Origin of the sequence: Actimicrobium sp. CCC2.4 (assembly GCF_034347385.1) — a bacterium.
Classification (GTDB): Bacteria; Pseudomonadota; Gammaproteobacteria; order Burkholderiales; family Burkholderiaceae_D; genus Actimicrobium.
This window is the reverse complement of record NZ_CP133777.1, coordinates 453,476-479,960: the sequence shown is the minus strand read 5'-3', so window position 1 is coordinate 479,960 and position 26,485 is coordinate 453,476. Positions and strand designations below refer to the sequence as shown.

The 26,485-nt window shown below is 55.3% G+C and carries 26 protein-coding genes; 5 read left to right on the top strand and 21 right to left on the bottom strand.

Features of this window, described 5'->3' with window-relative positions:
- Positions 1 to 83 precede the first annotated feature (83 nt).
- The 15 genes from RHM62_RS02240 to RHM62_RS02170 form a co-directional block, all read right to left on the bottom strand.
- Positions 84 to 1,160, bottom strand: coding sequence for a glycosyltransferase family A protein (locus RHM62_RS02240; RefSeq protein WP_322123964.1), 1,077 nt, complete (start codon positions 1,158 to 1,160; stop codon positions 84 to 86).
- Between the two features lie 70 nt (positions 1,161 to 1,230).
- Positions 1,231 to 2,118 (bottom strand): polysaccharide pyruvyl transferase family protein, encoded by an 888-nt coding sequence (locus RHM62_RS02235; protein ID WP_322123963.1) that lies wholly within the window; start codon positions 2,116 to 2,118, stop codon positions 1,231 to 1,233.
- Positions 2,119 to 2,189: 71 nt separating this feature from the next.
- Positions 2,190 to 3,140 carry a glycosyltransferase family 2 protein gene (locus RHM62_RS02230; RefSeq protein WP_322123962.1) on the bottom strand — a complete coding sequence of 317 codons (951 nt, stop codon included), beginning with the start codon at positions 3,138 to 3,140 and terminating at the stop codon, positions 2,190 to 2,192.
- A 141-nt stretch (positions 3,141 to 3,281) separates the two neighbouring features.
- Positions 3,282 to 4,748, bottom strand: coding sequence for a lipopolysaccharide biosynthesis protein (locus RHM62_RS02225; protein WP_322123961.1), 1,467 nt, complete (start codon positions 4,746 to 4,748; stop codon positions 3,282 to 3,284).
- Positions 4,749 to 4,928: 180 nt separating this feature from the next.
- Positions 4,929 to 6,563, bottom strand: coding sequence for an exosortase B (gene xrtB / locus RHM62_RS02220; RefSeq protein ID WP_322123960.1), 1,635 nt, complete (start codon positions 6,561 to 6,563; stop codon positions 4,929 to 4,931).
- A 4-nt stretch (positions 6,564 to 6,567) separates the two neighbouring features.
- Complete coding sequence (gene epsG / locus RHM62_RS02215) at positions 6,568 to 7,470, bottom strand: chain length determinant protein tyrosine kinase EpsG (RefSeq protein WP_322123959.1); 903 nt, start codon at positions 7,468 to 7,470, stop codon at positions 6,568 to 6,570.
- Between the two features lie 64 nt (positions 7,471 to 7,534).
- Positions 7,535 to 8,956, bottom strand: coding sequence for a chain length determinant protein EpsF (epsF, locus tag RHM62_RS02210; RefSeq protein WP_322123958.1), 1,422 nt, complete (start codon positions 8,954 to 8,956; stop codon positions 7,535 to 7,537).
- Between the two features lie 88 nt (positions 8,957 to 9,044).
- Complete coding sequence (gene epsE / locus RHM62_RS02205; protein WP_322123957.1) at positions 9,045 to 9,833, bottom strand: polysaccharide export protein EpsE; 789 nt, start codon at positions 9,831 to 9,833, stop codon at positions 9,045 to 9,047.
- A gap of 51 nt (positions 9,834 to 9,884) precedes the next feature.
- Positions 9,885 to 10,844, bottom strand: coding sequence for an EpsD family peptidyl-prolyl cis-trans isomerase (locus tag RHM62_RS02200; RefSeq protein WP_322123956.1), 960 nt, complete (start codon positions 10,842 to 10,844; stop codon positions 9,885 to 9,887).
- A gap of 163 nt (positions 10,845 to 11,007) precedes the next feature.
- Positions 11,008 to 11,379 (bottom strand): hypothetical protein, encoded by a 372-nt coding sequence (locus RHM62_RS02195; protein WP_322123955.1) that lies wholly within the window; start codon positions 11,377 to 11,379, stop codon positions 11,008 to 11,010.
- Between the two features lie 428 nt (positions 11,380 to 11,807).
- Positions 11,808 to 13,190 (bottom strand): undecaprenyl-phosphate glucose phosphotransferase, encoded by a 1,383-nt coding sequence (locus tag RHM62_RS02190; protein WP_322123954.1) that lies wholly within the window; start codon positions 13,188 to 13,190, stop codon positions 11,808 to 11,810.
- Positions 13,191 to 13,203: 13 nt separating this feature from the next.
- Positions 13,204 to 14,532: an XrtB/PEP-CTERM-associated polysaccharide biosynthesis outer membrane protein EpsL gene (gene epsL / locus RHM62_RS02185; RefSeq protein WP_322123953.1), complete on the bottom strand. Its 1,329-nt coding sequence runs from the start codon at positions 14,530 to 14,532 to the stop codon at positions 13,204 to 13,206.
- Between the two features lie 25 nt (positions 14,533 to 14,557).
- Positions 14,558 to 15,229, bottom strand: coding sequence for a CAAX prenyl protease-related protein (locus tag RHM62_RS02180; protein ID WP_322123952.1), 672 nt, complete (start codon positions 15,227 to 15,229; stop codon positions 14,558 to 14,560).
- A 138-nt stretch (positions 15,230 to 15,367) separates the two neighbouring features.
- A complete protein-coding gene (locus tag RHM62_RS02175; RefSeq protein ID WP_322123951.1) occupies positions 15,368 to 16,321 on the bottom strand; it encodes a nitronate monooxygenase family protein in 954 nt (317 codons plus the stop codon).
- A gap of 288 nt (positions 16,322 to 16,609) precedes the next feature.
- On the bottom strand, positions 16,610 to 17,743 hold the full coding sequence (locus tag RHM62_RS02170) for an alpha-D-ribose 1-methylphosphonate 5-triphosphate diphosphatase (protein ID WP_322123950.1): 1,134 nt from the start codon (positions 17,741 to 17,743) through the stop codon (positions 16,610 to 16,612).
- A 97-nt stretch (positions 17,744 to 17,840) separates the two neighbouring features.
- Between RHM62_RS02170 and RHM62_RS02165 the strand changes: the two genes are divergently transcribed.
- Complete coding sequence (locus tag RHM62_RS02165; RefSeq protein WP_322123949.1) at positions 17,841 to 18,545, top strand: DUF1045 domain-containing protein; 705 nt, start codon at positions 17,841 to 17,843, stop codon at positions 18,543 to 18,545.
- Between the two features lie 43 nt (positions 18,546 to 18,588).
- Here RHM62_RS02165 and argB read toward each other — a convergent pair whose 3' ends face one another.
- Positions 18,589 to 19,491, bottom strand: coding sequence for an acetylglutamate kinase (gene argB / locus RHM62_RS02160; RefSeq protein ID WP_009666875.1), 903 nt, complete (start codon positions 19,489 to 19,491; stop codon positions 18,589 to 18,591).
- Positions 19,492 to 19,635: 144 nt separating this feature from the next.
- Between argB and RHM62_RS02155 the strand changes: the two genes are divergently transcribed.
- From RHM62_RS02155 to RHM62_RS02145, 3 genes are read left to right on the top strand one after another with little or no spacing between them, the layout of a single operon-like run.
- Entirely contained in the window at positions 19,636 to 20,214 is a 579-nt protein-coding gene (locus tag RHM62_RS02155; protein WP_322123948.1) for a sigma-70 family RNA polymerase sigma factor, read from the top strand.
- Positions 20,215 to 20,223: 9 nt separating this feature from the next.
- Entirely contained in the window at positions 20,224 to 20,454 is a 231-nt protein-coding gene (locus RHM62_RS02150) for a zf-HC2 domain-containing protein (protein ID WP_322123947.1), read from the top strand.
- Positions 20,451 to 20,639 carry a cysteine-rich CWC family protein gene (locus RHM62_RS02145; protein WP_322123946.1) on the top strand — a complete coding sequence of 63 codons (189 nt, stop codon included), beginning with the start codon at positions 20,451 to 20,453 and terminating at the stop codon, positions 20,637 to 20,639. The genes RHM62_RS02150 and RHM62_RS02145 overlap by 4 nt, the downstream gene beginning before the upstream one ends.
- Positions 20,640 to 20,645: 6 nt before the next feature.
- On the opposite strand, the gene RHM62_RS02140 is transcribed toward RHM62_RS02145, so the two are convergent.
- Both RHM62_RS02140 and RHM62_RS02135 read right to left on the bottom strand, forming a co-directional pair.
- Positions 20,646 to 20,813, bottom strand: a complete 168-nt coding sequence (locus RHM62_RS02140; protein WP_322123945.1) for a hypothetical protein — start codon at positions 20,811 to 20,813, stop codon at positions 20,646 to 20,648.
- Positions 20,810 to 21,958, bottom strand: coding sequence for a PepSY domain-containing protein (locus RHM62_RS02135; protein WP_322123944.1), 1,149 nt, complete (start codon positions 21,956 to 21,958; stop codon positions 20,810 to 20,812). Before RHM62_RS02135 ends, RHM62_RS02140 begins: the two co-directional genes overlap by 4 nt.
- Positions 21,959 to 22,088: 130 nt before the next feature.
- On the opposite strand from RHM62_RS02135, the gene RHM62_RS02130 reads away from it, so the two are divergent.
- Entirely contained in the window at positions 22,089 to 24,284 is a 2,196-nt protein-coding gene (locus RHM62_RS02130) for a TonB-dependent receptor (protein ID WP_322123943.1), read from the top strand.
- On the opposite strand, the gene RHM62_RS02125 is transcribed toward RHM62_RS02130, so the two are convergent.
- The 3 genes from RHM62_RS02125 to RHM62_RS02115 are packed head-to-tail and all read right to left on the bottom strand — an operon-like array spanning position 24,285 to position 26,475.
- Positions 24,285 to 24,944, bottom strand: coding sequence for an SPOR domain-containing protein (locus RHM62_RS02125; RefSeq protein WP_322123942.1), 660 nt, complete (start codon positions 24,942 to 24,944; stop codon positions 24,285 to 24,287).
- Entirely contained in the window at positions 24,938 to 25,678 is a 741-nt protein-coding gene (locus RHM62_RS02120) for a type III pantothenate kinase (RefSeq protein ID WP_322123941.1), read from the bottom strand. Before RHM62_RS02120 ends, RHM62_RS02125 begins: the two co-directional genes overlap by 7 nt.
- Before the next feature lie 2 nt (positions 25,679 to 25,680).
- A complete protein-coding gene (locus RHM62_RS02115) occupies positions 25,681 to 26,475 on the bottom strand; it encodes a biotin--[acetyl-CoA-carboxylase] ligase (RefSeq protein ID WP_322123940.1) in 795 nt (264 codons plus the stop codon).
- Positions 26,476 to 26,485 lie beyond the last annotated feature (10 nt).

The window sequence follows — 26,485 nt, the reverse complement described above, 5'->3', positions numbered from 1 at the left end:
ATTGACTGGCGATACTTTGAAATTCATTAACCAGATTTACAGCGAATATTTTTCAACTCCGTCTTTCGCCATAGCAAGACTTGCTAAAAAAAATCATCCGAGACTACTGACTTACGGGCCTTCCCGGGAAAGTGCCGAATAAGCCACGACCTGATTGCATTCCACTCACCGGTTTCTGTGACTACCTGCGAACGGAATTTGTTATAGCGCCAGAGTAGTTCCCATTCACGCCTTGAAGAAATAACGCCGCGAAAAGTCAATTCACGTGTCAATCCATCGGAATCACCAAATCCTGCCCGAAGAATTTTTTCAATCTGGAGATATTTCTCATCAAAATTCTTGCTTTTATTAACATCAAATAAAATCCCGCCATGATTACAAAAAGGAGCGGGATCAACCCAGGGCGAATTATGAATTTGGCTAAAACATCTCATTAGAAACCGTGATACTTGCAAAGCAACGATTAATTGTTCGTCGTATTTTGTGGAGCTAATATTATTGCCGTGCCAACGATACTTGATTAGCTTATCAGACAGATTCGTGCATTTTCCTAGAATTGCTAGTTGACCAAATAGAAAATAGTCCTCTGCTAGCGTTTTTACTTCGAGGCTCTTCTCGGAAGGCAACACATTCAAAAAATCCACACCATAACGTACCCCAAGCTTCTGCGACTCGGAGAATCTCAGCATCGCTGTGGGATGACTGATCGGATTCCTGAAAAGACTAGCCGCCGCTACGCGGTTTCTCCCGACCGGCATACAGTTTTCACCAATATTTTCACCCGCACCGTTGATGACATCCGACTGACCACCAATCACAATACACTCAGGCTCACGACTGAAAGCAGCTAATGTTATTGCCATTCGTTCCGGGTAACAGATATCGTCTGCATCGTGTCTCATCAGATATTCGCAGTCTGCAAGGTCCATGCCCATATTGAGCAAATCGGCCAAGCCATTAGCCTTCGGAAAACTATGTACCACGATACGAGGATCTCGCTCCTGATACACTTGCGCTAATTCTCGACTACCGTCAGTTGAGCCGTGATCCAGAATAATAAGACGCCAGTCTTTAAAGCTCTGATTACAGACACTATCAAGTGACTCTGCGAGAAACTCCAAACCATTACGTACTGGTAGCAAAACATCTATTTTGGCCAATTAAAAATTCCTTTAAATAATTTTAAATCCGAAACTGCAATTAAAAATTAAATTGATCTTTCGGCCATATTCATTTATTTATCTTTAAGTCAGCCATAAGAATCTCGATATTTTCCAACATCTTCGAATGTGCTGTTTCAATAATCTGATCATGACTAAGACTTTGAGGACTCTGACTAATTACCCTGAGTCGCGCTGCTGCTTTTTCTAAAAAATATCCCGGAAAAATCTTATTTATCTTTCCTCTATTTGCTCTGATGTGACTAACGATATATTCTTGGGCACCACCGATTTCTATTGCTGTTTCTACCATTGTTGAAGGTACCAGGTGCTGCGGGTGCAACTTCAAATCTAGCGCAGAAGCCCAGTCGTGCCATTTCATTTGATGGCGTTTTTGTATCGGCGTAACAGCGATCCAAGGTACTCTTAGTGCATCAGCCGCTATTGCGCCATGCATGGCTTCAGTAATCAGCACTTCTGACTTAAGGATCTGATCTAACACGTAATCAACTGGTTTTTTCGGATCAATATAATTGATAGAAGCGAGCTTGCAGACTTGCTCCCATGCTCCATCATCGGTACTTTCCCAATGCGGCATGAATGAAACTTTGTGACACTTGGCTGGGCGTTGTTTGATACATGACCGCAGCAAGATTGCTGAATCTCCAATAGCAAGTGCAGGATCGATACCTAGTAAATTAGCCGTCAACTTTCCACGAACAAAATACACTTTCCATTTCTCATCAATTTTCGGCAGAGGGGTATAACCGCCATAGCCTGCCCCAAAAACAATTTTTTTAGATTCCGCAGGAAATGAATTAAAAAGAATCGAGCCGATCCCCAAAAAAATTGTCTCGCTGTTATCATTCCATATATTAGGCAATAACTGAGGCCACATTGACAAATTTAGATCATCACCAAAATTCGGCTTTGTACCTTTATAGTAATATAATTTCACTTCGCATTACTCCACGTTTTGCATCCACTCTACTTTTACAACTTAAAATGACTTCACAATTTAAAAAATTGTTAATTCTCACGGTATCGAACACGAACTTTCGAAAACTCAAGAATCAAGCGACTTGCTTTCTTCAAAATATAACTCAAGAAAATAATATAGTTTTTTAATTCTTTATTTGAGCGCAAAGCCGAAATATAGTATTTTAAGCAATTTAGGTATTCACTTTTATTAAAAAACATGTCTCCAATATAATATTGCGCTTCCGATAATTTTTTATTCGTTAAGGTAATTAGAGATTTTCGGCCCACATATATTTTTTCTGACAACCTCATCATCAGTACTTTTTCGTGGCATTGCCATGTTTCCAACTGATTATTTGTTAAATTGGTTTCGTGATTTATTTTAATTATTAAAACGTCTGACATAACGAAAAAATTTGTCACCAAAGAGCATCGAAGCCATAAATCATAGTCTTCAGCCTGCTTTAGTGCAGTATTAAACAGCCCGGTCTGACTCAAAACGCTTTTCCTAATTATTACATTAGAACAAGTACCAACGAAATTAGAATTTATTAGTGTGACGACAGAGCTTTCGCTCATAGGCGCATCAATAATCAATGCATGGTCGTCTGAAAATAAATCGAAATGGTTGACTCCATTATTTTCCTGAACATAATTGCAACAGCAAAACCCTACATCAGGGTATTGCTCAAAAACTTTCATTTGCCGCTCTAATTTATTTTCTTCCCATAAATCATCTGCATCCAAAAATGCAATGTACTCCCCACAACTGGCTTTAATACCTGTATTTCGAGCATTTGATACACCTCCATTCGGAATGGAAATTATATTTACCGCCATCCCAAATTCTTTCAGCTTTTCGAGAGTGCCATCAGCCGAACCATCATTGACAATAATTAATTCGTAATCTTTATATGTTTGCCTAAGAACCGACCTGACAGTCTCAGCAATAAATTGAGCGCCATTAAAAACAGGTATGATCACCGATATTTTTTTCATATAAATATTTCCGGAATAATTTTATTATTGGTATATTGAATTTTGGTACACAGAAATTCCAATTCGAATTTTTAAGTACCAGATAATAAACGAACTGAAATCTAAAAAATCCTTGATACATTTTGAATAATGGTTTTATCGTTAAATTTTCTTTAATATTTTATTAATAATTCTTAGTATTTCAACTTCCGGACCGTGGGGTTTGTCTGCCATCCTCCAAAGCATCAAATGTGTTGATATATACAAGAAAGCACCAACAGCTATAAAGGCGATCAACTTTAAGAATAATCCAGTTGATGTTCCATCTTGACCTATTAAATATTCGATATACAGGACACCAAGGACCATTATTATGACGCTAACGGCTGACCGCATACTAAATCCTAATTGTTCGACAACCCCTATTCCAATCATATTGCGAACAAATCTCATGTTGATATACATAGCAATTAACCCGGAAATGGCCCTTGCATAAATAATCCCCAGCAGCCCCCAGAAATACATGCCGATTAAAATCATCGGTAAACGTATCGCTAAATTCAATACATCCCTTCGAAATAACAGCTTCGTCTGACCTTTTGCCATAGCTAACGGGTGAACCGATGAGCTCAGTGTTTGAATCGCAAAGATACAGCACAGAATTTGGATAACAATCACCGAAGGCAGCCACTTGCTTCCCATCCATAGCAACACAAGGGGGTGAGCAATCAAGGCGAAGCCGAAGCCAACTGGCAGTGCAAGGGCAGAAATCAATCCTTGAGCAGATTTGTAGGCTTGTTTTAGCCTATCTAAATCGTCTTTGATTTTTGCAAAGCCCGGGAAAAGCGTAAATTGAAGTGGAGCTATCATTTCCCTAGACGGCATTGACGCAAGGTTATCGCCAACTGTGTAATAACCGAGAGCGGGTCTGCCCAGCACCCCACCGATCAAAAGAAAATCTAGCTTTGAGTTCAAAGTATTAATTACTTGCCCCAGCATTAACCATACCGAAAAAGATAAAAGCTCTTTTGTATATCGGAATATAAATTTAGGTTTGAAAGGAATAACAACATAAGACACTATAATTCCGACAATTTGAGAAGCCAGCATTCCGACTACTAATGCCCAATAACTTTGGTAAATGATTGCAATCAAAGCACCTGCAATGAAACCTGCCAGTTTCTGTGACACGCTAATTAAAAAATCTTGCCAGAAAACGAGATTTCTTAAAAATAAGATCGTCTTCGGATTATTAAATCCTGACATTGCAACCGAAGCGCCAAGCACAAGCATAATATTAATCAACCGGGGCTCTTTATAAATAGCAGCCGCTATTGGTGCAGCAATAGCCAGTATTAGTCCAACTATCATCGCCCTGCATAAGTTCAGAGTCCATGCCGTATGGAAATGATCATCAGTGGGATTTGCATGGTGAATCAGAGCGGAACCGAGAGTCAGTTCAGTTAAAGCGCCAATGATCGCAAGTATTGAAAAAGCTAATGACGCAACGCCGAAATCATCCGGACTAAGATATCGAGCGAGTAGTAAAGTACTGAAAAGCGCTAATATATTTACTAGTATTTTTGAAGCGGCGAGCCAGGCAACACCTTTTTCCAGTTCATCTTTCATAGGGTATTTCTATTTAGCACGGGGGTTGGCATGAAGGACAAAATGATCTAATGTTGAATGAGTGCATCAGGACAAATAATGTAAAATTACTTGCCCGCATTTAAACTTAGCCACCGATTTCTTTGAGTAGTTTTACGTATTTATAATTCAATAACATAGATTTTATTAATTAATTGTCACTCAATTAATCAAGACATTACTGTTCGAATTTACGGCCGCCACAATTTCTTTTAAAAAATCTTCTTGGATTTTATATGCTCTTTCTGAATCCTTGGCATCGTTTATCAACATCGACGCCCGAACCAGCATTCCATCAGTCACGTTGCCACCAATGCCATCTCTGAAAATTTTCAAACGTGTAGCCAATCCACCTCTGGGATAGGCGTCTCCAATCCGTACCCAATAGCTCACAGCCTCGGTTCGGCCGTTCCCTGTGGTTAGCAATCGTTTTCCGGGAACGGAGCCGCCGTCCGGAAGCACCGCCAACGATGTCGGAATATTTGACAATACCTGGTATCCCTGCGCTGGGTAACACACTTCCGGCAGGTGAATCTTCACATCTTGCCGTTGCTCTTTGGCATAGGCCAAAGCCAACATCACCTGATCGCCCGCTTTGTTGACGTAAGTGCGCGTTAGTACATCGTCATAGGGCTGATCTATGCTTTTTTTCCCGTCCTCCATCGCAGTCAAATCTGCTTGAACAATCAATGATTTGATTTCTGTCCATTCTCCAAATTGCGTCGGCACACTGGTCGCCAGTGGTGCCATCGCCTTGGACTTGCCCATCACCGGCGTCAGTGCATAAGTGGCACCGACAGCCACGAACATGGCCAGCATGATAGCCAGCGATGCTTTGCTAGTGACCGCCCTAACAGCTCGCCAGGCCTTGAGCCTAACTGACTTCGATGCACAACTAAGACCAACCGGTAAAGTTGGCGTTACCGCCTTGTCGCGCACGAGCCGGCTGATTACGCCATCGACACTAATGATCAGTAACAACGCGCTGAGGAACAGGACGATGCCGGAGAATCCATGGACAAAGCCCTGTCCGGCAGCGTCGCCAAAATAATAGGTAATTAGTGCGAGGAAGATAATCCGGATGGTATTGGCCGCGAACGATATCGGTACGATCAGGGTAGCCAGCACTACGTTGCGCACAACCGACGAATGACGTACGAGGTTCATGTACAGCAGACCGAGCGCTTCCAGGACAAACAGGGAGTTCAATCCTGCACAGGCATCGGCAACCAGCAACTGATACTGACCGATGGTTAGAATCACACCGCTGCGGGCGATCGGATAGCCAGCCCAATACAGCAGGTGTTCGGTCGCATAGGAAACGCCAATTTTCAGAGGTTGCGTTACCGCGTCCACCACCGATGCGGGCAACGGAATCATGAATAGCATGAAAAAGAAAGCGAACCACATCCGTGACCAGGTACGTACGCCGTAGAACGTCACCACCATGCCTGACAGCACAACAACCAGCGAACCGACTTCCAGCAACAGCACGCTTTGCGAACGACCCACAGCGTAGCAGAGCAACCCGAAACCCAGCATCAGGCTGCCGACGACCGGCGCAGGTGATCGATCGAACAAGCCACGCTCAAGCAACTGCTTTACGCGGTAATACAGGAAGTAGAACGAGACGCCCATGACGATCGGGCCCTGGGCGTTCTTCTCGGTACTCCAGGCGCCGTGAAACAGGTCATAGAACGTTGGCCCATACACTGCACATAAGCCAACAAGGATCAAGATCCATGGCAGGAACTGCGCGCGATTGACCGCGATTGGCTGGCTCAGTGTGGTGGCCATGGCGTCAGAAATTGTTCAGTACGGTACCGACGAGCTGGATGCGTGTTTCGGACAGGCGGCCAATGAGGTCGCCGACCTTGCTCACATGACTGACGTTTTGGCGAGTGACGACGATGGCGGCACCGGCTCGTGCGGCGATGGTCTGCGCATCGGCAAATTCGTCACCGGCCGGGGTGTCGATGAGGATTACATCGAACTGGCTTGCCAGTTCCTGCAGCATTTCGCTGAAGAGCGGACGACCGAGCAGTTCAAGCGGGTTGGGTGGTGGTGCACCAGCTGTCAGCACGGACAGGTTTTCGAGTTCAGGGACGTTCTGTATTGACTCGATACCATTGCGGCTGGACAGGATGGATGACAGGCCGACCCGGTTTTCGAGATTGAACAATTGATGCTGACGCGGATTGCGCATGTCTGCATCGATCAGCAATGTGCGCTGGCCTTGCTGCGAAAAGACCACCGCGAGGTTGGATGTCAGGAAACTTCTGCCGTCTTCGCGTTCGGCGCTGGTAATAGCTAGTGCACGGCGTTCAGGTCCGGTCTGGAACCAGCGAGCAATGAGCTGGTTGCGCAGTGCGCGCAGGGCTTCGACACGATTGGTAAATGGCTCGTAGGCAGCGACGACGTCTTCGCTGATTTTGCTTTGTCCGGGTAACAGATAAGCGTATTCGAACTGACGTGACAGGGCAAAGTCGATATCGGCTGGCTTCAACAGGCCCAGTTCGATCGCGGCGTCACCAAAACGGACGTTGCATTCGCGCTGGTAACGCATGATTTTTTCAGCATCGAGCGCTGTCAAGCGGCCGACATTGACGAGAATGGAGCCGATCGAACGGTCCGGCACAACGGCCTGCGACTTGTTGCGAAACTCGGTAATGACGCCTGGCTGCAGAGGGGGATTCTGGTTCATGACTGGTACTCCGTGGTGATCGTTGTGCTGATACGGCGCATTGTGCTAACGAATTCGGTGCAGGTCATGTTCTGCCTGTCGTCATCGGAAAGCCATCACCCGGGTGGCGCAAGGGCTTGTACGAACGCTTCTGAGAAATCGCACGGGATTTTTCGATGATGCCGAGTACTGGCAGACCGAAGGTTTCTGATAACTGCGATGCCGACCGGATACGCTGGTCCAGGAACTCCATGCCAAGTGCTGCACCAACGCCTAGCAGTAGGCCGACCACGAATGACAACACGGTGTTAACCAAGATACGTGGTCCCGCTGGTGATCCTGGCGCTGTGGCTGCTGTGAGTACTGCAATGTCCGCTTGCTTGGACTGACTTTCCAGGCTGGTCTGGTTGAAGCGCTGGGAAGCAGCTTCGTACGCACGACGGGTGTTTTCGGTCTCGTTGGTGAGGATGTTGAACTCATCGCGGGCACCATTGAGTGCCATAACCTTGGTCTTTTGGGTGGTCAGTGCCGAGCGGAGTTCTGCTTCGCGTTGCTGGTAGATCCGGGCACTGGTAGCGACACTGGCCGAGGCTGTCATCACTTGTTCGTTGAGGGTTGCACGCATCTTGTCGATTTCTGCTTTGGCAGAAATATATTGCGGGTGGTTTTCAGCGAGCCGCTTGGAGATTTCGCTGAACTTTGCTTCGGCAACGGCCAGCGACGATTTGAGACCCTGGATCAACGGGTTGTTTTGTACATCAGGAGATTCGCCGGCATTACCGGTTGCCTGACGCTGGCGCGAGACCGCTTCCATTGCGAGTCCTTGCACCTGAACGAGCTGTGACGATAGTTCGTTGAGGCGCGCGGTTTCTACATCGAGACGGTTGTCTGCGCTAAAAATATTGTTCTTTTGCTGATAGTCGGACAAGCGGTTTTGCGACTGCTCGTACCGGTCCCGCAATTCTTTGATCTGGGTATTGATGTATCCGGAGGCTTGCTGCGCAGGCTCTGTCTTCAGCTGCACCGTCAGTTGCATATACGCCTTGGCAAAGGCGTTGGCGACGGCGGAGACGAATTGCGGCTCGCTTCCTTTGAAGACAATAGTGAGTACGCTGCTTTCGCGCGAGGGGATGACATCGACGTTGGCTAGCAGCAGATTGGCGAGCCAGTCTCGAATGGTGCCGACGCCATTTGTTGCATCAAGGAACTGCTGTTGTACTGCGGGACTGTCTGCCAGTCGCAATTCATCGATGACTTTGAAGGCGACGCTTTTGCTCTTGATGATGTCCACTTGGGTGGCGACATAGCCGGCCTGCATCTGTGTGAGCAATGACAGGCCAGTAACCTGATCGACACCCTTGTAATTGACGACCAGCGCGGTGCTGGCCAAATAGGTCTTTGGTAGCAACAGACTGACCACAACCGTTGCCGTTACGGTCAACACCAGCGTCAGCAGGATCAGTTTGTAGCGGGCGCGCAGGGCAAACAGCAACTGGCTTAAATTCATGATTCACTTTCCAAATGGACTTCGATGCTTAGCAACACGATGCATTATTTGCGGGTCGGGATGCCCGCTTTGGTTTTCATTGCGCGCCTCAGAACATACTTTCTTTCACGAAGACCACATCGTCGACTTTCAGCAGATCGTCCATCTTGGCGCTGATCTCCGAGAGCTTTCCATCGGCATCACGTCGCTTGATCCGGATTCCCCGTTCGGTACCGCGCGGGCTAAGTCCGCCGCCTGCCGACAAGGCTTGCAGTACGGTCATATCGCGCTCGAGGCGGAAGAAGCCGGCACGCTGCACTTCACCGTAGATGTAAAAACGGGGGGCACGCTCGACGTAGACAACATCGTTGCTGGTCAGCTCGAGGTTTTTGTTGAAGTCGCCGGAACGCATCATCTCGACCAGGTCGATCGCTTCCTTGGTGGTTTGGCCATCACGGGTACGCACTATCGTGACGATATCGCCACCATCGGGACCAACACCGCCGGCCAATGCCAGGATGTCAGTGAGTGTGCGGGTGCCGTCGATCGGGTAACGTCCGGGACGAGTGACCTGGCCTAGCACCGAGACTTGCTGGCTTTGCAGGACAGTTACCAGCAAGTTGACCTGCGGCTTGCGCAGGAATCCACCGGTTTCGAGCATGCTGGCGATTTTCTTTTCGGCTTCGGAGGCGGCCAGGCCGCCGATGGCGACTTCGCCGATTAGCGGAAAGCTGATGCTGCCGGTTTGACTGACGCGGGTTTCCAGACTGAGGTCAGGATTGCCAAAGACGGAGACTTTGATCACGTCGCCAGGGCCAAGCAGAACATCGGCGGCAACAACGGTATTGACGTTAAACGCCATCGTGAGTGCCATCAGCCAGAGTGCGATTTTTTTCATGGAATACCTTGCGATGTCATGCTGGTCTGCGTGGTGTGCAGACCAACTGGGTTACTTGAGTCCGGCTACGCCACGCGCCATGTTGTCGGCGTTTGATGCGCTGTCGGTTGCGGTTGCGGTTGCCGTGCTTTTTGCTGGCGCGGCGACTGGTGCCCCGGCAGCAACTGCCTTGTCTTTCTCGCCGTCGGCCTTGTTCAAATATTCCAGCTTGGCGATCGATCGCAGCCGGGCCAGTTCATCCTTGGCCGCTTCCTGACTTTTCTGGTTACGCAGGAATTGCTCGATTTGCGGTGCTGCGGCTTCGGCATTGACTGGGCTGTCCTTGACGTCATTGAGACCGACCAGCAGGCTACGATCGTTTTCCTTAATGACGAAGAGCTGACCTTTTTTCATGCCTTGCAGCTTGGTCACCAGTGGTGGCGGCAGGTCGGCAGTGGTGCGGGTCATCTGGTTGCGGCCGTACTGGATCTTGTTGCCATCGAGCCAGACAGCCACATCATCGAGTGACTTTGCGTTGTCGATTATGGCGCGCAACGGGTCACTGAAGTCTTTGGTGGCAATGACCAGCTGATTCATGTCAAACGACTTGCGTTGAGTAAAAAATTCGGGGTGCTTGGCGAAGTAATCGTCGATTTCAGATTTGGTTGGCTTTGCGATTTTGGCGACGCGTCCCTGGAGGTAGGCTTGCGCAAGGATCTGTGCCTTGGCGCGCTCGATGGATTGCATGACTTTAGGATCGCGTTCGAGCTTGTTGGTCGTGGCTTCGTTGAGTAACAGCTGTCGGTCAACCAAGGCTTCGAGGACTTGCTTGCGGGCGGCTTCTTGCGCCGCCGGCGTGGGTTGTGGCGGGGTGCGGCCCAACTCTTCGTTGAGTTGCAGCACGGTGATTTCTTCACCGTTGACGCGCACCAGCGACTGGCTGGCTTCTTTTTTCTTGTCGCCACCGCAGGCGGACAAGCCCAGGGTCAACATCAGTACCATTGCGCTGTAGGTCAAATTCGATTTATTCATTTTTTAGGACCGCTTAGGCTTGTGAAAAATCAAAGTGATATTTGTTAAATCGACATCATTATATTCGTCGCTCGCTGCATTCGGCACATAAAGTAAACGTCTTCCTTGTACTGGGTAACTTCGCTACCTTGCCAAAAAAAGCGTTTGCTTCTGCCTGCTCCAATTACAGTTTGATGATTCCTGTCGCGTTTCTACGTCGTCCTGATTGCATCACAACGAAACCCAACACGATGAGTAACAACAAACCGGTTTCCGGCAGTGGCAGAGACGGGACCTTGGCGACAGTTTGTCGGTACGTCAGTTTGATGACCGACAGGTTGTTTCCGATTATTTCTGCCAGCTGGTTCCCGGATAACGCATTGAATGAACCGGGAATGATGTTGTTGGCGGCAATGTCTGCCGGCTGTTTTTTTTCACTGAAAGAGGCTGATGGCGCGCTTTCTGTTGTGCTGATTTTGATAATCGGGACAGCGGCGCTGGCGATGCCTGCGATCCCGAGGATGAGTGCTGCTAAGAGTAGCTGTAATTTGTTCATTTGGCAGGCCTTTTATTGGGTACTGCGCGCTTGCCAGCTGGGGTGAATGACGACTGAGCTTGGTCGCTGTTGAGCTGGCTTGCTGATTTAAACAATTTTTGCTGCACTGCACTTATTGAGGATAACGGAGAGATTGTTAAACAATTGGCGCTTATAACTGCATGAAATTTAAGATTTTTGACTTTACACAAGCATATTGAGCATGTCAATTATGAGATATCAATATAACAATTTATAACAATTTACCGAAAGATACTGATGCGATGCAGCATGTTTTATTTTGTTCGTTGGGGCTGAGCTGTGCCGGTGGGGCGGTGGGCTTGGCGGGTGCCAGCGGGGCGCTTGCGCGGGCACGGTGGGGCTGTGCGCACCCTGCGGAACTGGTGATTTTGTGGGGTGGCACGGGTTTTTGTGCCCGCGCGAATGGACTAGTAAGCGTTATCGCGTTTGAGCACGACCTTGATGGTGCGGAAGATGATCCAGAAGTCGAGTGCCAGCGACCAGCTGCGCAGGTAGTCAAGGTCGAGTTCGATGCGGGCTTCCATCTTGTCAAGGGTGTCGGTTTCGCCGCGCATGCCGTTGACCTGCGCCCAGCCGGTGATGCCGGGCTTGACCTTGTGGCGCAGCATGTAGCCCTTGATCTGTTTGCGATACAGCTCGTTGTGGGCGACTGCATGCGGGCGCGGGCCGACGATACTCATCCGGCCTTGCAGCACGTTGATAAATTGCGGCAATTCGTCGAGCGAACTGCGCCGCAGGAAGCCGCCTATCGGTGTCAGGCGGGAGTCGTTTTTCTGGGCCTGGACAACGACCGCACCGGGGTCGTGGATCTTCATCGAGCGGAATTTGTAGATGATGATTTCTTCGCCATTCAGACCGTAGCGGAGCTGCTTGAAAATCACCGGTCCCGGCGAAGTAACTTTGATGGCGATGGCGATGCCGATCATGACCGGTGTCAGCAGTATCTGGATCATCGTGGCCAGCACCACATCGCTGGTCCGTTTGACGACGCTATTGAACCCGGTGAACGGTGTCTCGCAAATGGCGACAACGGGCACGCCGCCGACATTGTCGAAGCGCGCCTGCATCAGGTCGAAGACATAAATGTCCGGTAAAAAATAAATCGACGCCGTGGTGTCCTGCAATTCATCGATGAGCTTGCGGATACGCGGCTGGGCCGACATCGGCTGGCTGATGAAGATCATCTGGATGGCGTGGCGTCTGACGTAGTCAGCAATATCGGCCATCTTGCCGAGCATCTTGAGGTCGTTGCTGCCTTCGTGGCGCTGGGCACTGCGGTCATCAAAGAAACCATGGACGGCCATGAACAGGTCGGGATACTCGGCGATGCGGCTGGCCAGCTTGAGTCCGGGCGGATTGGCACCGACGATGACGACCGAGCGCACTTCTCCGTCATTCCGCAAGTTCGAGGCGATACGGCGCAAGGTCAGGTGACTGGCCAGCAGCGCCAGCGGCGTGACAGCAAACCAGATCAGGATGACCTGTTCAGAGAAGCGGTAACTCAGCCCCGTGACATGGCCAATGAACAGCAGCATCGCGACGATGATGATCCAGCCGATCAGGATGCCGCGCGCGTAGGCCAGCAAGCGGCCGCTGCGCCAGGTGCGATACAGGTCGATCTGTTCGTAGACATAGGAGGACACAAAGAAAGCGATGATGGCCAATACCAGGTAATACCCGGTGAAAGCTTCCTGGTGCAGCAGCGTCAATCCGTACAGCAGGCTGAGAATGATGAACGGGTCCAGCAGTCGCTTGAAGAACGAGACTAGCGGCGTGTTGTTGATGGTCATCGACTAGCTGTCGTCAGAAATCGTAACGGGAGTTGAGTGACAGTCCCGTTGCGCGATAGTTACCGAAGGTCTGGTTGGACGTTTGCTGGTCCCGATAGGCAATCAACAGGAGGCTCCATTTGCGGGTTGCCGCATAGTTGCCTATCAATGATGCTCGTCGATACGTATCTTCGCGATCTGCGCCACCTTGGCCTACCAGGGCGGCGTTCGGTGCGTAGCTGCGACGCTCATTGAGCAACTGGGCAGCCAGCCGGGTCTTGGGGCTGATTTCCCATGCCGCTTCAAGACTGACACCGTTGTTGAGGGAGTAACTGTTGATCAGGTCATCGATCGAACCAATTTCACGATATACGTTCGCGGTGAGTCCTATTTTTCCGGTCAGCGCATGCGTCGCAACCACCCGGGCATTAGTTCCGCTGTAATCGCGTTCGGGGGCACCATCATGCTTGCGCTCAACGTATCCACCGAGGAATTGCAAACGGCTCTTGCCAGTTGCGTACCAGTCGATCTTTCCCTTGAGCTCGTTTTGGGAGTAATTGTTAATTGAACTCAAGTAGGATGCGGACGAATGGCCGGCCTGAATACCGACGGAACTCTTGGTGGGGCTCAGGTAGTCAATACCGACCACTTCAGTATTGAGGTCGCGGTTAAAACCGCGCTGCGACGCTAGCGCATAATTTAACTTGTCCTGGGCAACGCTCCCGCGCACCTGCCAGCTCGGATGGAAGCGCCAAGCCCCATCTGCAAACAACCGCTTTTGCGTCCGGAGATTACGTTCCGTCGTGGCCCGCAAATCGGAAAATGGTGTCAACGACTCCACGTAAGTGGTTCCGATATTGCCCTCCACATGCGTGCCCAGATGCCAGTTCAGATTGACCTGTAAATCCTTGCCGTCGTTATCGAGCTGGGTAAAGCGGTTGTAAGCAGTCCGGTTCAATCCAAGATTGGCAGTGATCCGTTGCTGGCTGATCTGCTTATCGATCGCCAAGCCCACATTGAGACGACGGTAAGTATCCGACAAGCTACTGGTTCCCAAACGCAGCAAAGCCTCTTCCGGACCGCTTAAACGAAACAGGTTGTCATCATGAGAAACCACTATGCCGACATAGGGCGTAAATACGTCTCCGGGTCCAGCCAGCGCACTCCCGCTAAACAAAGCACAAACAACCATCGTCAACGGTGCCAGCAACGGCAGGGGAATCAAGGCAGGCGATTGGATTCGAAGCATAATTTTGATTTCCGGAAATCCACCGCCTCGCTGATCAGCGGCAAGCGGCATCGTTGTTAGCAAACAGAAGAATGACGTATTGTCATGGCTGGCGCATTTTACGCTGTGATCCAAACCAGTCTTCAGTAAAGTGATCTTGTTACCAATATTCCCAACGCCCGCTCGCAATAACCCACGCTCCTAGTATCCCATTGGTCACACCATGCGCGAGTATCGGTGACCAGAGCGTTCGGCTGCGCACATACAGCAAGTTATAAGCAATTCCGGCAACAAGTCCCGCCAGCCACAGGTTGTGCTCGACAGCAAACAGGACGGCGGTGATGGCAAACGCTTTCAGGCCAACCGATGCGGGATCGACCTGCAGGAAGTCGGGCCGGGACAGCCAGCGCAGCAGGAAAGCGCGCCAGAACAATTCTTCCATGACCGGCACGACCAGCGCGGCACCGGCCAGGCGGATGGCGATCAGCCCCCATTCCATCTGGCCATCCGGCCCGAGTGGCTGGTAGCCGGCAGTGGGCGCGGCCACCATCATCCAGCTTGACCCGAGATTAATCCACGCCACGAAGACGGCGACACCGACGGCCACCGCAATGAGCCAGTGACGTGCACCTGCCACGGGTGGCCATGCCATCTCGACGTACTCGCGCCGCCAGTACCAGAGCAGGGCGACGACCACAGAAATTTTAAGCGGATACAGCCAGCGCAACTCCATCGCGGAAAAACCCAGCCGCGTGAGCAGGTCGGCAATCGCAATGAACACAATGTAGGTGGCGAACGGGGCAATACGCGCCAGCGACGACCGGTCAGGCATCGGTGGTGCTGGTCAGCGGATTGAAGCGCAAGAGTGGCGAACTAGGCATGGCGCTGGCGAGAGGTTCGTCGGAGCGCCATGCTGCAGCAAAGTAACTACTTTTGCAAGATACCTATTGGTCGACAGATCTGCACAGATTTACAGTTTGAGGCGTGCCCGCGCCGCGTCGTATTCAGCTTTCAGGCGCGCGACCATCTCGGCGACTGTCAGCACGTCGTCCATCAGGCCAACGCCCTGGCCGGCACCCCATATATCGCGCCATGCCTTGGCACTGGTGGAGCCGAAATTCATGGCGGTCTTGTCAGCGACCGGCAGGTTGTCGGGGTCAAGGCCGGCGGCGACGATGGATTTTTTCAGGTAATTGCCGTGCACGCCGGTGAACAGGTTGGTGTAGACGATGTCGGCAGCGCTGGATTCGACGATGGCCTGACGATAGGCGTCATCGACGTTCGACTCTTTGGTGGCAAGCCAGCGCGAACCGATGTAGGCAAAGTCAGCTCCCATCGCTTGCGCTGCCAGCACGGCGTCGCCGGTGGCGATCGATCCGGACAACGCAATCGGGCCGCTGAAAAACTTGCGCACTTCGCCGACCAGCGCGAATGGCGACAGCGCTCCGGCATGGCCACCGGCACCGGCGGCAACCAGGATCAGGCCATCGACGCCGGCTTCAAGGGCCTTCTGCGCATGGCGGATCGAAATCACGTCATGCAGCACGATGCCGCCGTAGCTGTGGATGGCGTCCATCATTTCTTTTGGCGGCGCGCGCAGGCTGGAGATGATGATCGGGATCTGGTGCTTGACGCACATCTCGACGTCCTGGGCGAGGCGGTCATTGGATTGGTGAACGATCTGGTTGACGGCGACCGGGCCGACCAGCGCTTGCGGATTGGCCAGCTTGTAGGCGGCAAGATCGGCCTTGATGTCGGTCAGCCAGGTATCGAGCAGCGCTGCCGGGCGGGCATTGAGCGCCGGAAACGAACCGACGATGCCGGCCTTGCACTGCGCAGTGACGAGCGCCGGACCACTGGCGATGAATAACGGCGAACCGATGACCGGCAGACTCAGGTTTTGCAACGCAACGGGCAGTGCCATGACAACCTCACGGATAAGGGGTGGGAAAGCGGGCGCGGGAAACGCGGTAGACGATTATAGGCTGGAAACAGTTTAAAAAAGTACGGTCGTGCTAGATTGAAGAGTCTAGATTTTTGTGACCAGAGCGCCGCTTTCTGAAACGCCTCCGCTTGTGGCCCACTGCGGCAGGTATTCACGCACGGCACGGTCGGTTCACTCTGACATGGACTGGCTTTCGGTATTTTTTACGGTTTTTTCAAAACGTACCGGAACACGAACAAAATCAACCGGTTAGATGACGGCATTTGGCTACGCAATGCGCGCCCCCGCCTTCCACGTCTCCAGCACCACCGGTATCCCGTCCACCACCCGCACCCGCAAAAAATCTGCCCGCAGCCCGACGGCAATTTCGCCGCGATCATCCAGGCCGGCCAGTCGCGCCGGATTGCGCGAGACCGTCGCAATCGCTTGCGGCAAACGCAGTCCGTCGTTCTGCAACAGAAATGCCGCGTGCAGCAGGCTGGCCGGCACGTAGTCCGACGACAGCACATCCAGCAAGCCGGCCCGTGCCAGCTCAGAGGCGGCAATGTTGCCGGAGTGCGAACCGCCGCGCACCCGGTTTGGCGCGCCCATGATGATGCCCAGTCCATGTTCCCGTGCCGCGCGCGCCGCGACCAGCGTAGTCGGAAATTCCGACATCGTCACGCCATCGTCATGGCCTTCGGTCACGTGGGCGATGGTCGTGTCGTCATGCGATGCGAGCGGCACTGGTATCGCGCGGGCGCGGCACCGCGACACCACCGCGCGACGGTTGGCATCGGCGTAACGGACCTGGCGCTCCAGCATGCCGTCGAGCATCTCGGTGACTTTCTGATCGCTCCAGCCGCGCTTGCCGGTGATGAAGGTGCGGTAGTGATCGAAGTCACTCCACTGGCGTTGGCCTGGCGTGTGGTCCATCAGCGAGACCATCCGCAGCAGCGGCTCGTCGACCAGCGGCTCGAACAGTTCCAGCAAATCTTGCGACGCCAACTCCAGACGCAGATGCAGAAAGTGGTCGGCGCGGAGAATGCCGGCCTGCTGCGCCTGATGCAAGCCGGCGATGCAGCCCGGCAGGGTTTGCATGCGCATGCTGTCGGGATCGATATCGCCGACGGCAATCGCGTCGAAGACGGTCGTGATACCGGCGGCGGCAATCTGGGCATCGTGGGCAATGATCGCGGGAATGACCGGCCAGGCCACTTTCGGGCGCGGCATCAGATGCTTTTCGAGGTTGTCGGTATGCAGCTCGACCAGCCCGGGCAACAGCAGATCGCCGTGCCAGTCATGTCCTTCGTGGCCGCTATTTCCGGGTTGCAGCGCGCTGATGTGCTGGCCGGTAAAGGCGAGCGCGCCCGGAAGTTCTTGCGTCGCAGTGATCAGGATAGCGTTGCGGATCAGGGTCATGGGTGATGAATTCGTTGAGGACCGGTGGACGGTAGCACGATCGCGGCGGATGTCTTCGGCTACGATCACTGACCGATTCATTTTATGACTGCTGACGATGTCACTGCCCCCTGCCGCCGCACTCTCCCGCTATGCCATTTATTTCGCGCCTGCAAGCAACTCGCCGTGGTGGCAGGCCGGTTGCCGCTGGCTGGGCCGCGATCCGGAACACCAGCTTGATGGCCTCGATGCCACGACGCCATTGCGCGGGAACGCGCGTCGCTATGGTTTTCATACAACGCTGAAAGCGCCGTTCCGGCTGGCGGATGGCTGCGACGAAGCGCGCTTGCAGGCGAGCGCGCAGCGGTTTGCCGCGCAGCAGGCGGTGCTGACCGTGCCGCTGCCGGCGGTGCGGCTGCTGGGAAATTTTCTGGCACTGCAGGCGGACGCTGCGGTGCCGGAGATCAGCGCGCTGGCGCAACGCTGCGTCGTCCATTTCGATGCGTTGCGTGCCCCGCTGACCCCGGACGAACTGGCGCGCCGGCTGAGCGCGCCGCTGACATCGCGCCAGCAAGCCTTGCTGCAGCAGTGGGGCTATCCGTACACCGGCGAGGAATTCCGTTTTCACATGACATTGAGCGATAGCCTGACGGGCGTGGCACCGACGGTCGCGCAAACCATGGCGGGGGAAGCCAGTGCCGCATTTGCAGAGGCGATGGCGACACCGCTGGTCATTGACGGGATCGCGATTTTTCGGGAAAGGGAAAACGGTGCGCCGTTCGAACTGATGGCGCGCTATGGATTTGGCGGGTCGCCGGGGTGATGGCGTGAGCACGGAGGTACCGTGTCCACGCACACCGCCAAACTTAATGCGAGCGGATCATCGTCCCGAATGCCTGCTCGGTCAGCACTTCCAGCAGTAACGAATGCTCGATGCGGCCATCAATGATGTGGACCGTATTGACGCCCGATTTGGCAGCATCCAGCGCCGACGAAATCTTCGGCAGCATGCCGCCGGAGATCGTGCCATCGGCGAACATTTCATCGATCTCGCGTGCCGACAGGTCGGTGACAAGGTTGCCGCTCTTGTCCATCACGCCCGGGATATTGGTCATCATGATCAGCTTTTCGGCTTTCAGGATTTCGGCAATCTTGCCGGCGACGAGGTCGGCGTTGATGTTGTAGGCCTGGCCGTCTTCGCCAAAACCGATCGGCGAAATGATCGGGATAAAAGCATCATCCTGCAGCGCCTTGACCACCGCCGGGTTGATCGCATCGATCTCGCCAACGAAACCCAGATCCAGGAATTGCCCCGGGTTTTCGCTGTCCGGCATCTTCATTTTGCGGGCGCGGATCAGGCCGCCATCCTTGCCGGTCAGCCCGACTGCCTGGCCGCCGTAGTGATTGATCAGCATCACGATGTCTTGCTGGACTTCGCCGCCTAGCACCCATTCAACGACTTCCATGGTTTCTTCGTCGGTGATGCGCATGCCGCGGATGAAGGTGCCCTGCTTGCCGATTTTTTTGAGCGCGTTATCGATTTGCGGACCACCGCCGTGGACCACGACCGGATTCATGCCAACCAGTTTGAGCAAGATCACGTCGCGTGCAAAACCGTGCTTGAGACGCTCTTCGGTCATTGCATTGCCGCCGTATTTGACGACGATGGTCTTGCCATGGAACTTGCGGATGTAGGGCAGGGCTTCGGCCAGAATTTCAGCCTTGATTTGCGGCGAGACCGAGAACAGGTCGGGAAGGAGTTCGGACATGGCAATTCCAAAAATGAATTGCGACGATTTTACAGCGAAACGTTTCCGGGCTCGCAGGCAATTTCTTGTTTTTAGCGACGCGTTCCGTTAGCCTTTCGTACAAGCGCCAACAGGCGATCTCCGCATCACGACAAGGCGCTCACCATGACCACAACACTGCACCGGGAACTTGAAACACTGCGACCGGCCCTGCTGCGATTTGCCATCTTGCAACTGCGTGACAGCACACTGGCCGACGATGTCGTGCAGGAAGCGCTGATCGCTGTCCTGGAAAAACCCGACCGGTTTGCCGGCCAGTCAACGCTACGCACCTATGTCACCGGCATCCTGAAATTCAAGATCATTGATGCGCTGCGGGCAGCGGGACGCACCCGGCAATTTCTTGTCACCGAGGACCAGAGCGAGGATGACGTGATCGATGCACTGTTCGCCGCCAATGGCCATGCCATCGACAAACCGCGTCCGTGGGGCAATCCCGACGCCGCGCTGGAACAGAAGGATTTTTTCCGGGTGATGGAACTCTGCCTGGAAAAACTGCCGCCCAACACCGCGCGGGTCTTCCTGATGCGCGAGTGGCTGGAGCTCGACACCGATGAAATTTGTCAGGAACTGGCGATCACCACGTCTAACGCCTGGGTCATGTTGTATCGCGCACGATTGCGTCTGCGCGCATGCCTGGAACTGCACTGGTTCGGCAATCTGCCCGCCAGCCACGCTCGCTAAGGAATCGCCATGAGCCTCAAACCCACTTGCCGTGAAGTCCATCGCCTCGTCTCGGAAGGCCAGGACCGCGACTTGTCCATCCTCGAAAAAATCCGTGTGCGCGTGCACCTGGCTATCTGCGATGCCTGCACGACCTTCAATACGCAGATCGGTTTTTTACGCCGGGCCATGCACAAGTTCGAGATCCCGGCCGATACGCCGGGGACGCCGCCCGCCCCGGCCAAGCCGGATGCCGAATGAGTCGCTGCCTGCGCTGCGGTGCCGAATTCGGCTGCGGCATGGTCGATCCGGCGACCTCCGGTCCGTGCTGGTGTACGTTATTACCGAGCTTGCCGGCGCTGCCGGCCGGCAGCGATGCCAGCTGCTTTTGTCCGGCCTGCCTGCGCGAGTTGCTGGAGCAAACACTCCCGCCAGCAATACCCTGATCGACCTCATCGGCGCAGCGCATACCAGCCCCCGACTACGACCGGGACCGCCAGCGCCAGCGTCGACAAGCTGTCCCACCAACCGTCGCCCACCAGCGCGATGACCAGGCCAGCCATGGTCAGCAAGCCCAGCGACACCGGCCAGGACCACAAGCGGATCAGGGCGCGCGTCATGGCAGCGCATCGCTGCGCACCGGTGCCGCCAGTGCCGGCAAACCGGTCACGCTCCGGCCCCGCCCGCCGCGCCTGAGCCACAGATAGACACCGCTGCCCAGAACAACGATGGTCGCCACGTCAAGCAGAGCCCAGAGTATTTTCATGCCCATGCCGCCGTAATCGCCGAAATGCAGCGGCTGCGAAATCAGCAGGCCGGTCAGATACCAGGGCAAGCTGCGGCTGTCGGTCACTTGCGCGGTTTGCGCATCGACCAGTACCGGCTGGTATAGCCGCGCTGTCAGCGCATCGCGGCCGCGCATGAAAATCCCGTAGTGATGCGGACTGCTGAACGGCGTGCCCGGCCACGCAATGAAACCGAAATCCATGTCGGGGTGCAGCGCCTGCGCGGCCTGCATCGATTGCTGCATCGACGCCAGCTGGGTGGGCACCGGCAAATCCTTGTAAGGCGCGACCATCTGCGCCATCTGGTCCGACTGCCAATACTTGAGCACCAGGTCGGCCCAGGTATTGATCATGCCGGTTGCGCCAACGACCAGCGCCCAGACCAGCGTCGCGGCCCCCAGCAGATTATGGGTATCGAGCCAGCGGGTGCGCGGCGTGCGCTCGCGGCGCACCGTGCCGAACGCCAGCTTGCGCATGAACGGCGCATACAGCACGACCCCTGAAATGATCGCGACGATCAGCAACAAGCCCATGAATCCCAGGAACAGCATGCCCGGCAAGCCGGCAAACAGGTCGACGTGCAGCCGGAACATCACATAAACGAAGCTGCCTTCGAATTTCGGTTCGGCCAGGACCTTAGCGGTACGGGCATCGACGGCGATCGAATTAAAGTTCGGGTCGTTGATGAAATCGCCCAGCGTGACATTCCAGATCCGCGCTTCGTCGATCTCGCGCGACATGTACTGGACGATCTTGCCGGGATACAGCGCCTTGGCCGCAGCCAGTACCTGGTCGACATCAGCAAGTGGCGTGGCGGCTGGCATCGACGGTGCCTCGACGACATTACCGAGCAAGCCATCAATCTCGTGGTGAAAAATCAGCGGCAGGCCGGTCAGGCACAACAACAGCATGAAGACGGTGCAGACCAGGCTGCTCCATTTGTGGATCCAGGCCCAGCGGCGCAGTGTGACAGGAGGCATCGGGGTCTTTGCAAAGGGCAGAAAATGCCAACAAGGAAGATCTTAATGCAAATCACTCGCATTGACTAGCCAACGACGCCTTAGGTCGATATGATTGGCCCGATCCTCTTTCCTTCTAGAAATTACCTTCATGAATCCCCTCGATTTCACGCTTTCCCCCCTCGCACTAGCTGTTTTATTGCTCGTCAACACTACGGCACAGGCACAAACCGCCACTACCATCGCAACTGCCGCGCCACAGGTTTTGCAAAGCATCACGGTGAGCGCCTCGGCCGATGCATCGGCGGCGGGCTTGCCGGTGGCTTATCCCGGCGGCCAGGTGGCGCGCGGTGGCCGACTTGGCTTGCTGGGCAATACCGACCTGATGGACGCGCCGTTCAATAGCACCAACTACACGCAAGCGCTGATCCAGGACCAGCAATCGCACAGCGTCGCCGACGTGCTGCAAAACGATCCATCGGTCCGCGTGGCACGCGGCTTCGGCAATTATCAGGAGCTATACATGATTCGCGGCTTTGCCGTGAGCTCCGATGACATTGCCTATAACGGCTTGTTCGGATTGCTGCCACGCCAGTTCGTGGCAGCAGAATTGCTGGAGCGGGTCGAGGTATTTCGCGGGGCGAATACCTTTTTGAATGGCGCTGCACCGGGCGGTGGCGGGGTCGGCGGATCGATCAACCTGTTGCCGAAGCGGGCCGGCAATGCGCCATTGACGCAAATCACGGCAGGTATCGAATCGGGTGGCCAGGCTTATCTGGCAACCGATATCGGCCGCCGTTTCGGTCCGGAAAATGCCATGGGCATCCGGATTAATGCCGTGCGTCGTGATGGCGATACCGCCGTCGACCGCGAACAGCGCTCGTTAAGCGTGCTGTCGGTCGGACTGGATTACCGGACCGCCAATGTGCGCCTGTCAGCCGATGCCGGTTTTCAGGAACACAAGCTGACCGCGCCGCGCCCCAGCGTGACGCTGGCCGGCGGCATTGCACTGCCGCCAGCGCCGGATGCATCGCGTAATTTTGCCCAGCCGTGGACCTACTCCAACGAGCGCGATACCTTCGGCACCGTGCGCGGCGAAGTTGACTTGTCCAAGGATGTCGTGGCGTGGGCGGCGCTGGGTGCGCGTTCCGGTAACGAAGGCAATGTGCTCACGCCGCTGACGGTCAGCCGGAGCACGGGTGCGGCGTCGCTGTACCGCTTCGACAATCAGCGCCGCGACACCGTACGCACCGGTGAAATCGGCGTGCGCGGCACCGTGCAGACCGGCCCGGTCAGCCATAGCCTGAGCGCGACGCTGTCCGGCTTCAGCCTGGATTCGCGCAATGCGTATGCACTCAGTGATTTTTATATCAACCCGCTGGCCAGCAACATCTACACGCCGGTCGATGCCGCTGCGCCTGCCGCGACGTTTTTTACCGGCGGCAACCTGGCAGCACCGCTGACGACGCGCAAGAGCAATCTGTCGAGTTATGCGCTGGCCGACACGATGTCCTTCGCCAATGATCGCGTGCTGCTGACCATAGGCGCGCGCAACCAGACCATCAAGGATGTCAGCTACGACTACACCAGCGCAGCCGAAACCTCGCGCTATGACCAGAGCATGGTGACGCCGATGGCGGGTCTGGTCATCAAGCCGATGAAGGATGTGTCGGTCTATGCCAACTACATCGAAGGCTTGCAGCAAGGCGCGGTCGCCAGCGGTAACGGCGTGACAAACCTGGGCCAGACATTTGCGCCGTACAAGTCGAAACAAAAAGAAATCGGCATCAAGTACGACGCCGGCACTGTCGGCATGAGTGCTGCCGTGTTCACCACGGCACAACCGTCGGCGTATGTCCGCAACAATGTCTTCGGCGTGTTTGGCGAGCAGCGCAATCGCGGACTGGAGCTGTCGGTATTCGGCACGCCGGTGCGTGGCGTGCGTGTGCTGGGCGGACTGACCGTCCTCGATGCGAAGCAAGTCAGTACTGTCGACGGCATCCACGACGGCAAGGACGCCATCGGCGTGCCGCGTCAGCAATTCAATCTGGGCGCGGAGTGGGATGTGCCGGGTGCCAGGGGCCTGACGCTGACCGGTCGTACCGTGGTCACTTCGTCGCAATATGCCGATGGTGCCAATACGCAGGAGCTGCCGTCGTGGACGCGGGTCGGTGTCGGCGCGCGCTACGTGACGCTGTTCGGCGAACGCGCACTGACCTTGCGGGCACGGGTCGACAACCTCACCGACAAGAATTACTGGGCGTCGGCAGGCGGTTATCCGGGTGCCGGCTATCTGGTACTTGGTGCACCGCGCACGGTCGTGCTGTCGGCCTCGATCGACTTCTGATCAACGCGCGGCGCACTCGCGCCGTGCGACTTTTGCTACCGTTGCGGCGAGTTCGATGGCCGCCGTGACGCCGGCGTCATCGAGGTCATGCAACTGCATTGCAAAGCGGCTGGCGGCGACGCCAAACGCGCCGATGCGGGCGCTGCGCACGCCCTGCCTCGTCAATTCCGCCAGCCGTGCATCGGCAGCGCCCCGGCTCCGGAACACCCCCAGCGAAATCCCGAAGTGCCGCTCGCCGGCCGTTTGCACTACATAAAAATCCTTCACGCCAAGGCGACGCAGTTCGGCCGATTTACGATCAGCACCTTCCTTGTCGCCTTGCGACGGAATGAACACGATCTGGCTGGCGGGCTCCTCGGCAAGACGGCGACGCACCGGCGTGCTACGGATGTCGAGCGCACCTAGCGCCGCTTCAAAGTGAACCGCTTCGGGCTCGCTGAAGTCGCCCAGTTCGATGCAAGCCAGCGTGACCGGCGCAGCGACGGCCACCGGTGCCGTGGCTGCTTCGAATGACAGCAAGCGCAGTCGCTCCGGATCACGCTGCAGCTGCAGGCGCTGCGGATCGGGCTGGTCCGGCAGGAAGGCATCAAGATAGCCGCGCTGCAGCGCAAACAGACCCGCATTGGCCACGAGCAGGAAGCACAACAGGAATTTCAGCATGAGGGAGTCGCGAAGTAGGCGGCGTGCAAACCGTGCAGCACAAGGTGATCGATCAATACCGTTGGCACCGATAGCGCCGCAGTGACACGCGGCGCGGCTCCGCCCGACATGACGCAGCGTGCACCAGCATGCGCGGCCAGCGCCCGTTCGATCGCACCGGCCTGCGCCGCCAGGCAACCGCTGAAGATGGCGCCATCGGTGCGGTCCGCAAACAGCGCCGGGGTGACGGCGTCGTGTTCCACCTGCGGCAATTGCGCGGTGTGGCGCGCCAGTGCCGTGAGCATCAAATCAAGGCCAGGCAGGATCATTCCGCCGATGAAGTCGCCTTCCGCGCTGACCGCATCGATGGTGGTCGCGGTACCGCAACTGACGACCAGCAGGGCTTGCGCCGGATAGCGGGACCGCGCACCGATCATCGCAGCGAAGCGATCACAGCCAAGCTGCGCCGGTTCGCGATAGCCGTTGCGCAGGCCGGCGCATTCGGCGCGCGACACGAACCACTGCGGCGTCACGCTCAGTGCATCGTGCAGCAGCGCGGCCAGTTGCGCCTGCAGCGCGGCACCGGCGACGTTGGCCACGATCGCCGCGGTCACACCGGCAGGACGCCAGGTCGATGCGAGTGCGGCCAGTCCGGCGTGCGGCACCGCGCCCGAGGCCTGCCATGCCGCCGGCTGCTGCGGGTCGGCCAGCGCCCATTTGATCCGCGTATTGCCGGCATCGATCAGCAACAGCATGGTCAGGCTTCCACGGCGCGCAGCGAGACATCGCCGGCCACCACGGTGCGCCGGCCTTGCGCGGTATCGAGTAACAGCCGGCCTTGCGCATCGACGCCAACGGCAACGCCTTCACACACGGTCTGGCCACGGTCGATGATGCTGACCGGCTGGCCGCGATGCGTGTGCAGGGCATTCCAGCGTTCGGCAAAAACCGCAAAACCGTATTCCTCGAATTCCTGCAAGGTCAGGCAAAGGTGGCCCAGCAAATCGGCCAGCAGCAGGTCGCGGTCGATCGCGCCGGCGTCCGCCAGTGCGGCCACCGGCTGGCCGATGCGCGCGGCCAGTGCGGCGTTTTCCGACAGGTTGATACCGATGCCGATGACCGCCCACAAGCGCGCACCGGCTTGCCGGTCGACGGCGGTTTCGATCAGGATACCGGCGAGCTTGCTGCCATCGGCCAGCAGGTCATTGGGCCATTTCAGTTGCGCGGCAATCCCGTGTCCGGCCAACACGTCGGCCAGTGCCACGCCAATGGCCAGCGGCAAACCGACCAACGCCTGCAAGGGCACCCGCACCGGCCACGCCAGCGAGAACGTCAGCGAGGCGCCACGTTCGGAATGCCAGGTGCGCCCGGCGCGACCACGGCCGGCCGTTTGCTGGTCGGCCACCAAAAATACCGGACCGTGCAGCTGGTCCAGCCGGGCCAGCAAGTCGGCGTTGGTCGAGCCGGTCTCGGCCACGGCGTCGATGGTCAGGCCGGGCACGGCGGTGCGCAGCGCGGCGGCAATACGGGCGGGGGAATGGAGCAATTTCATGGGGGCATTG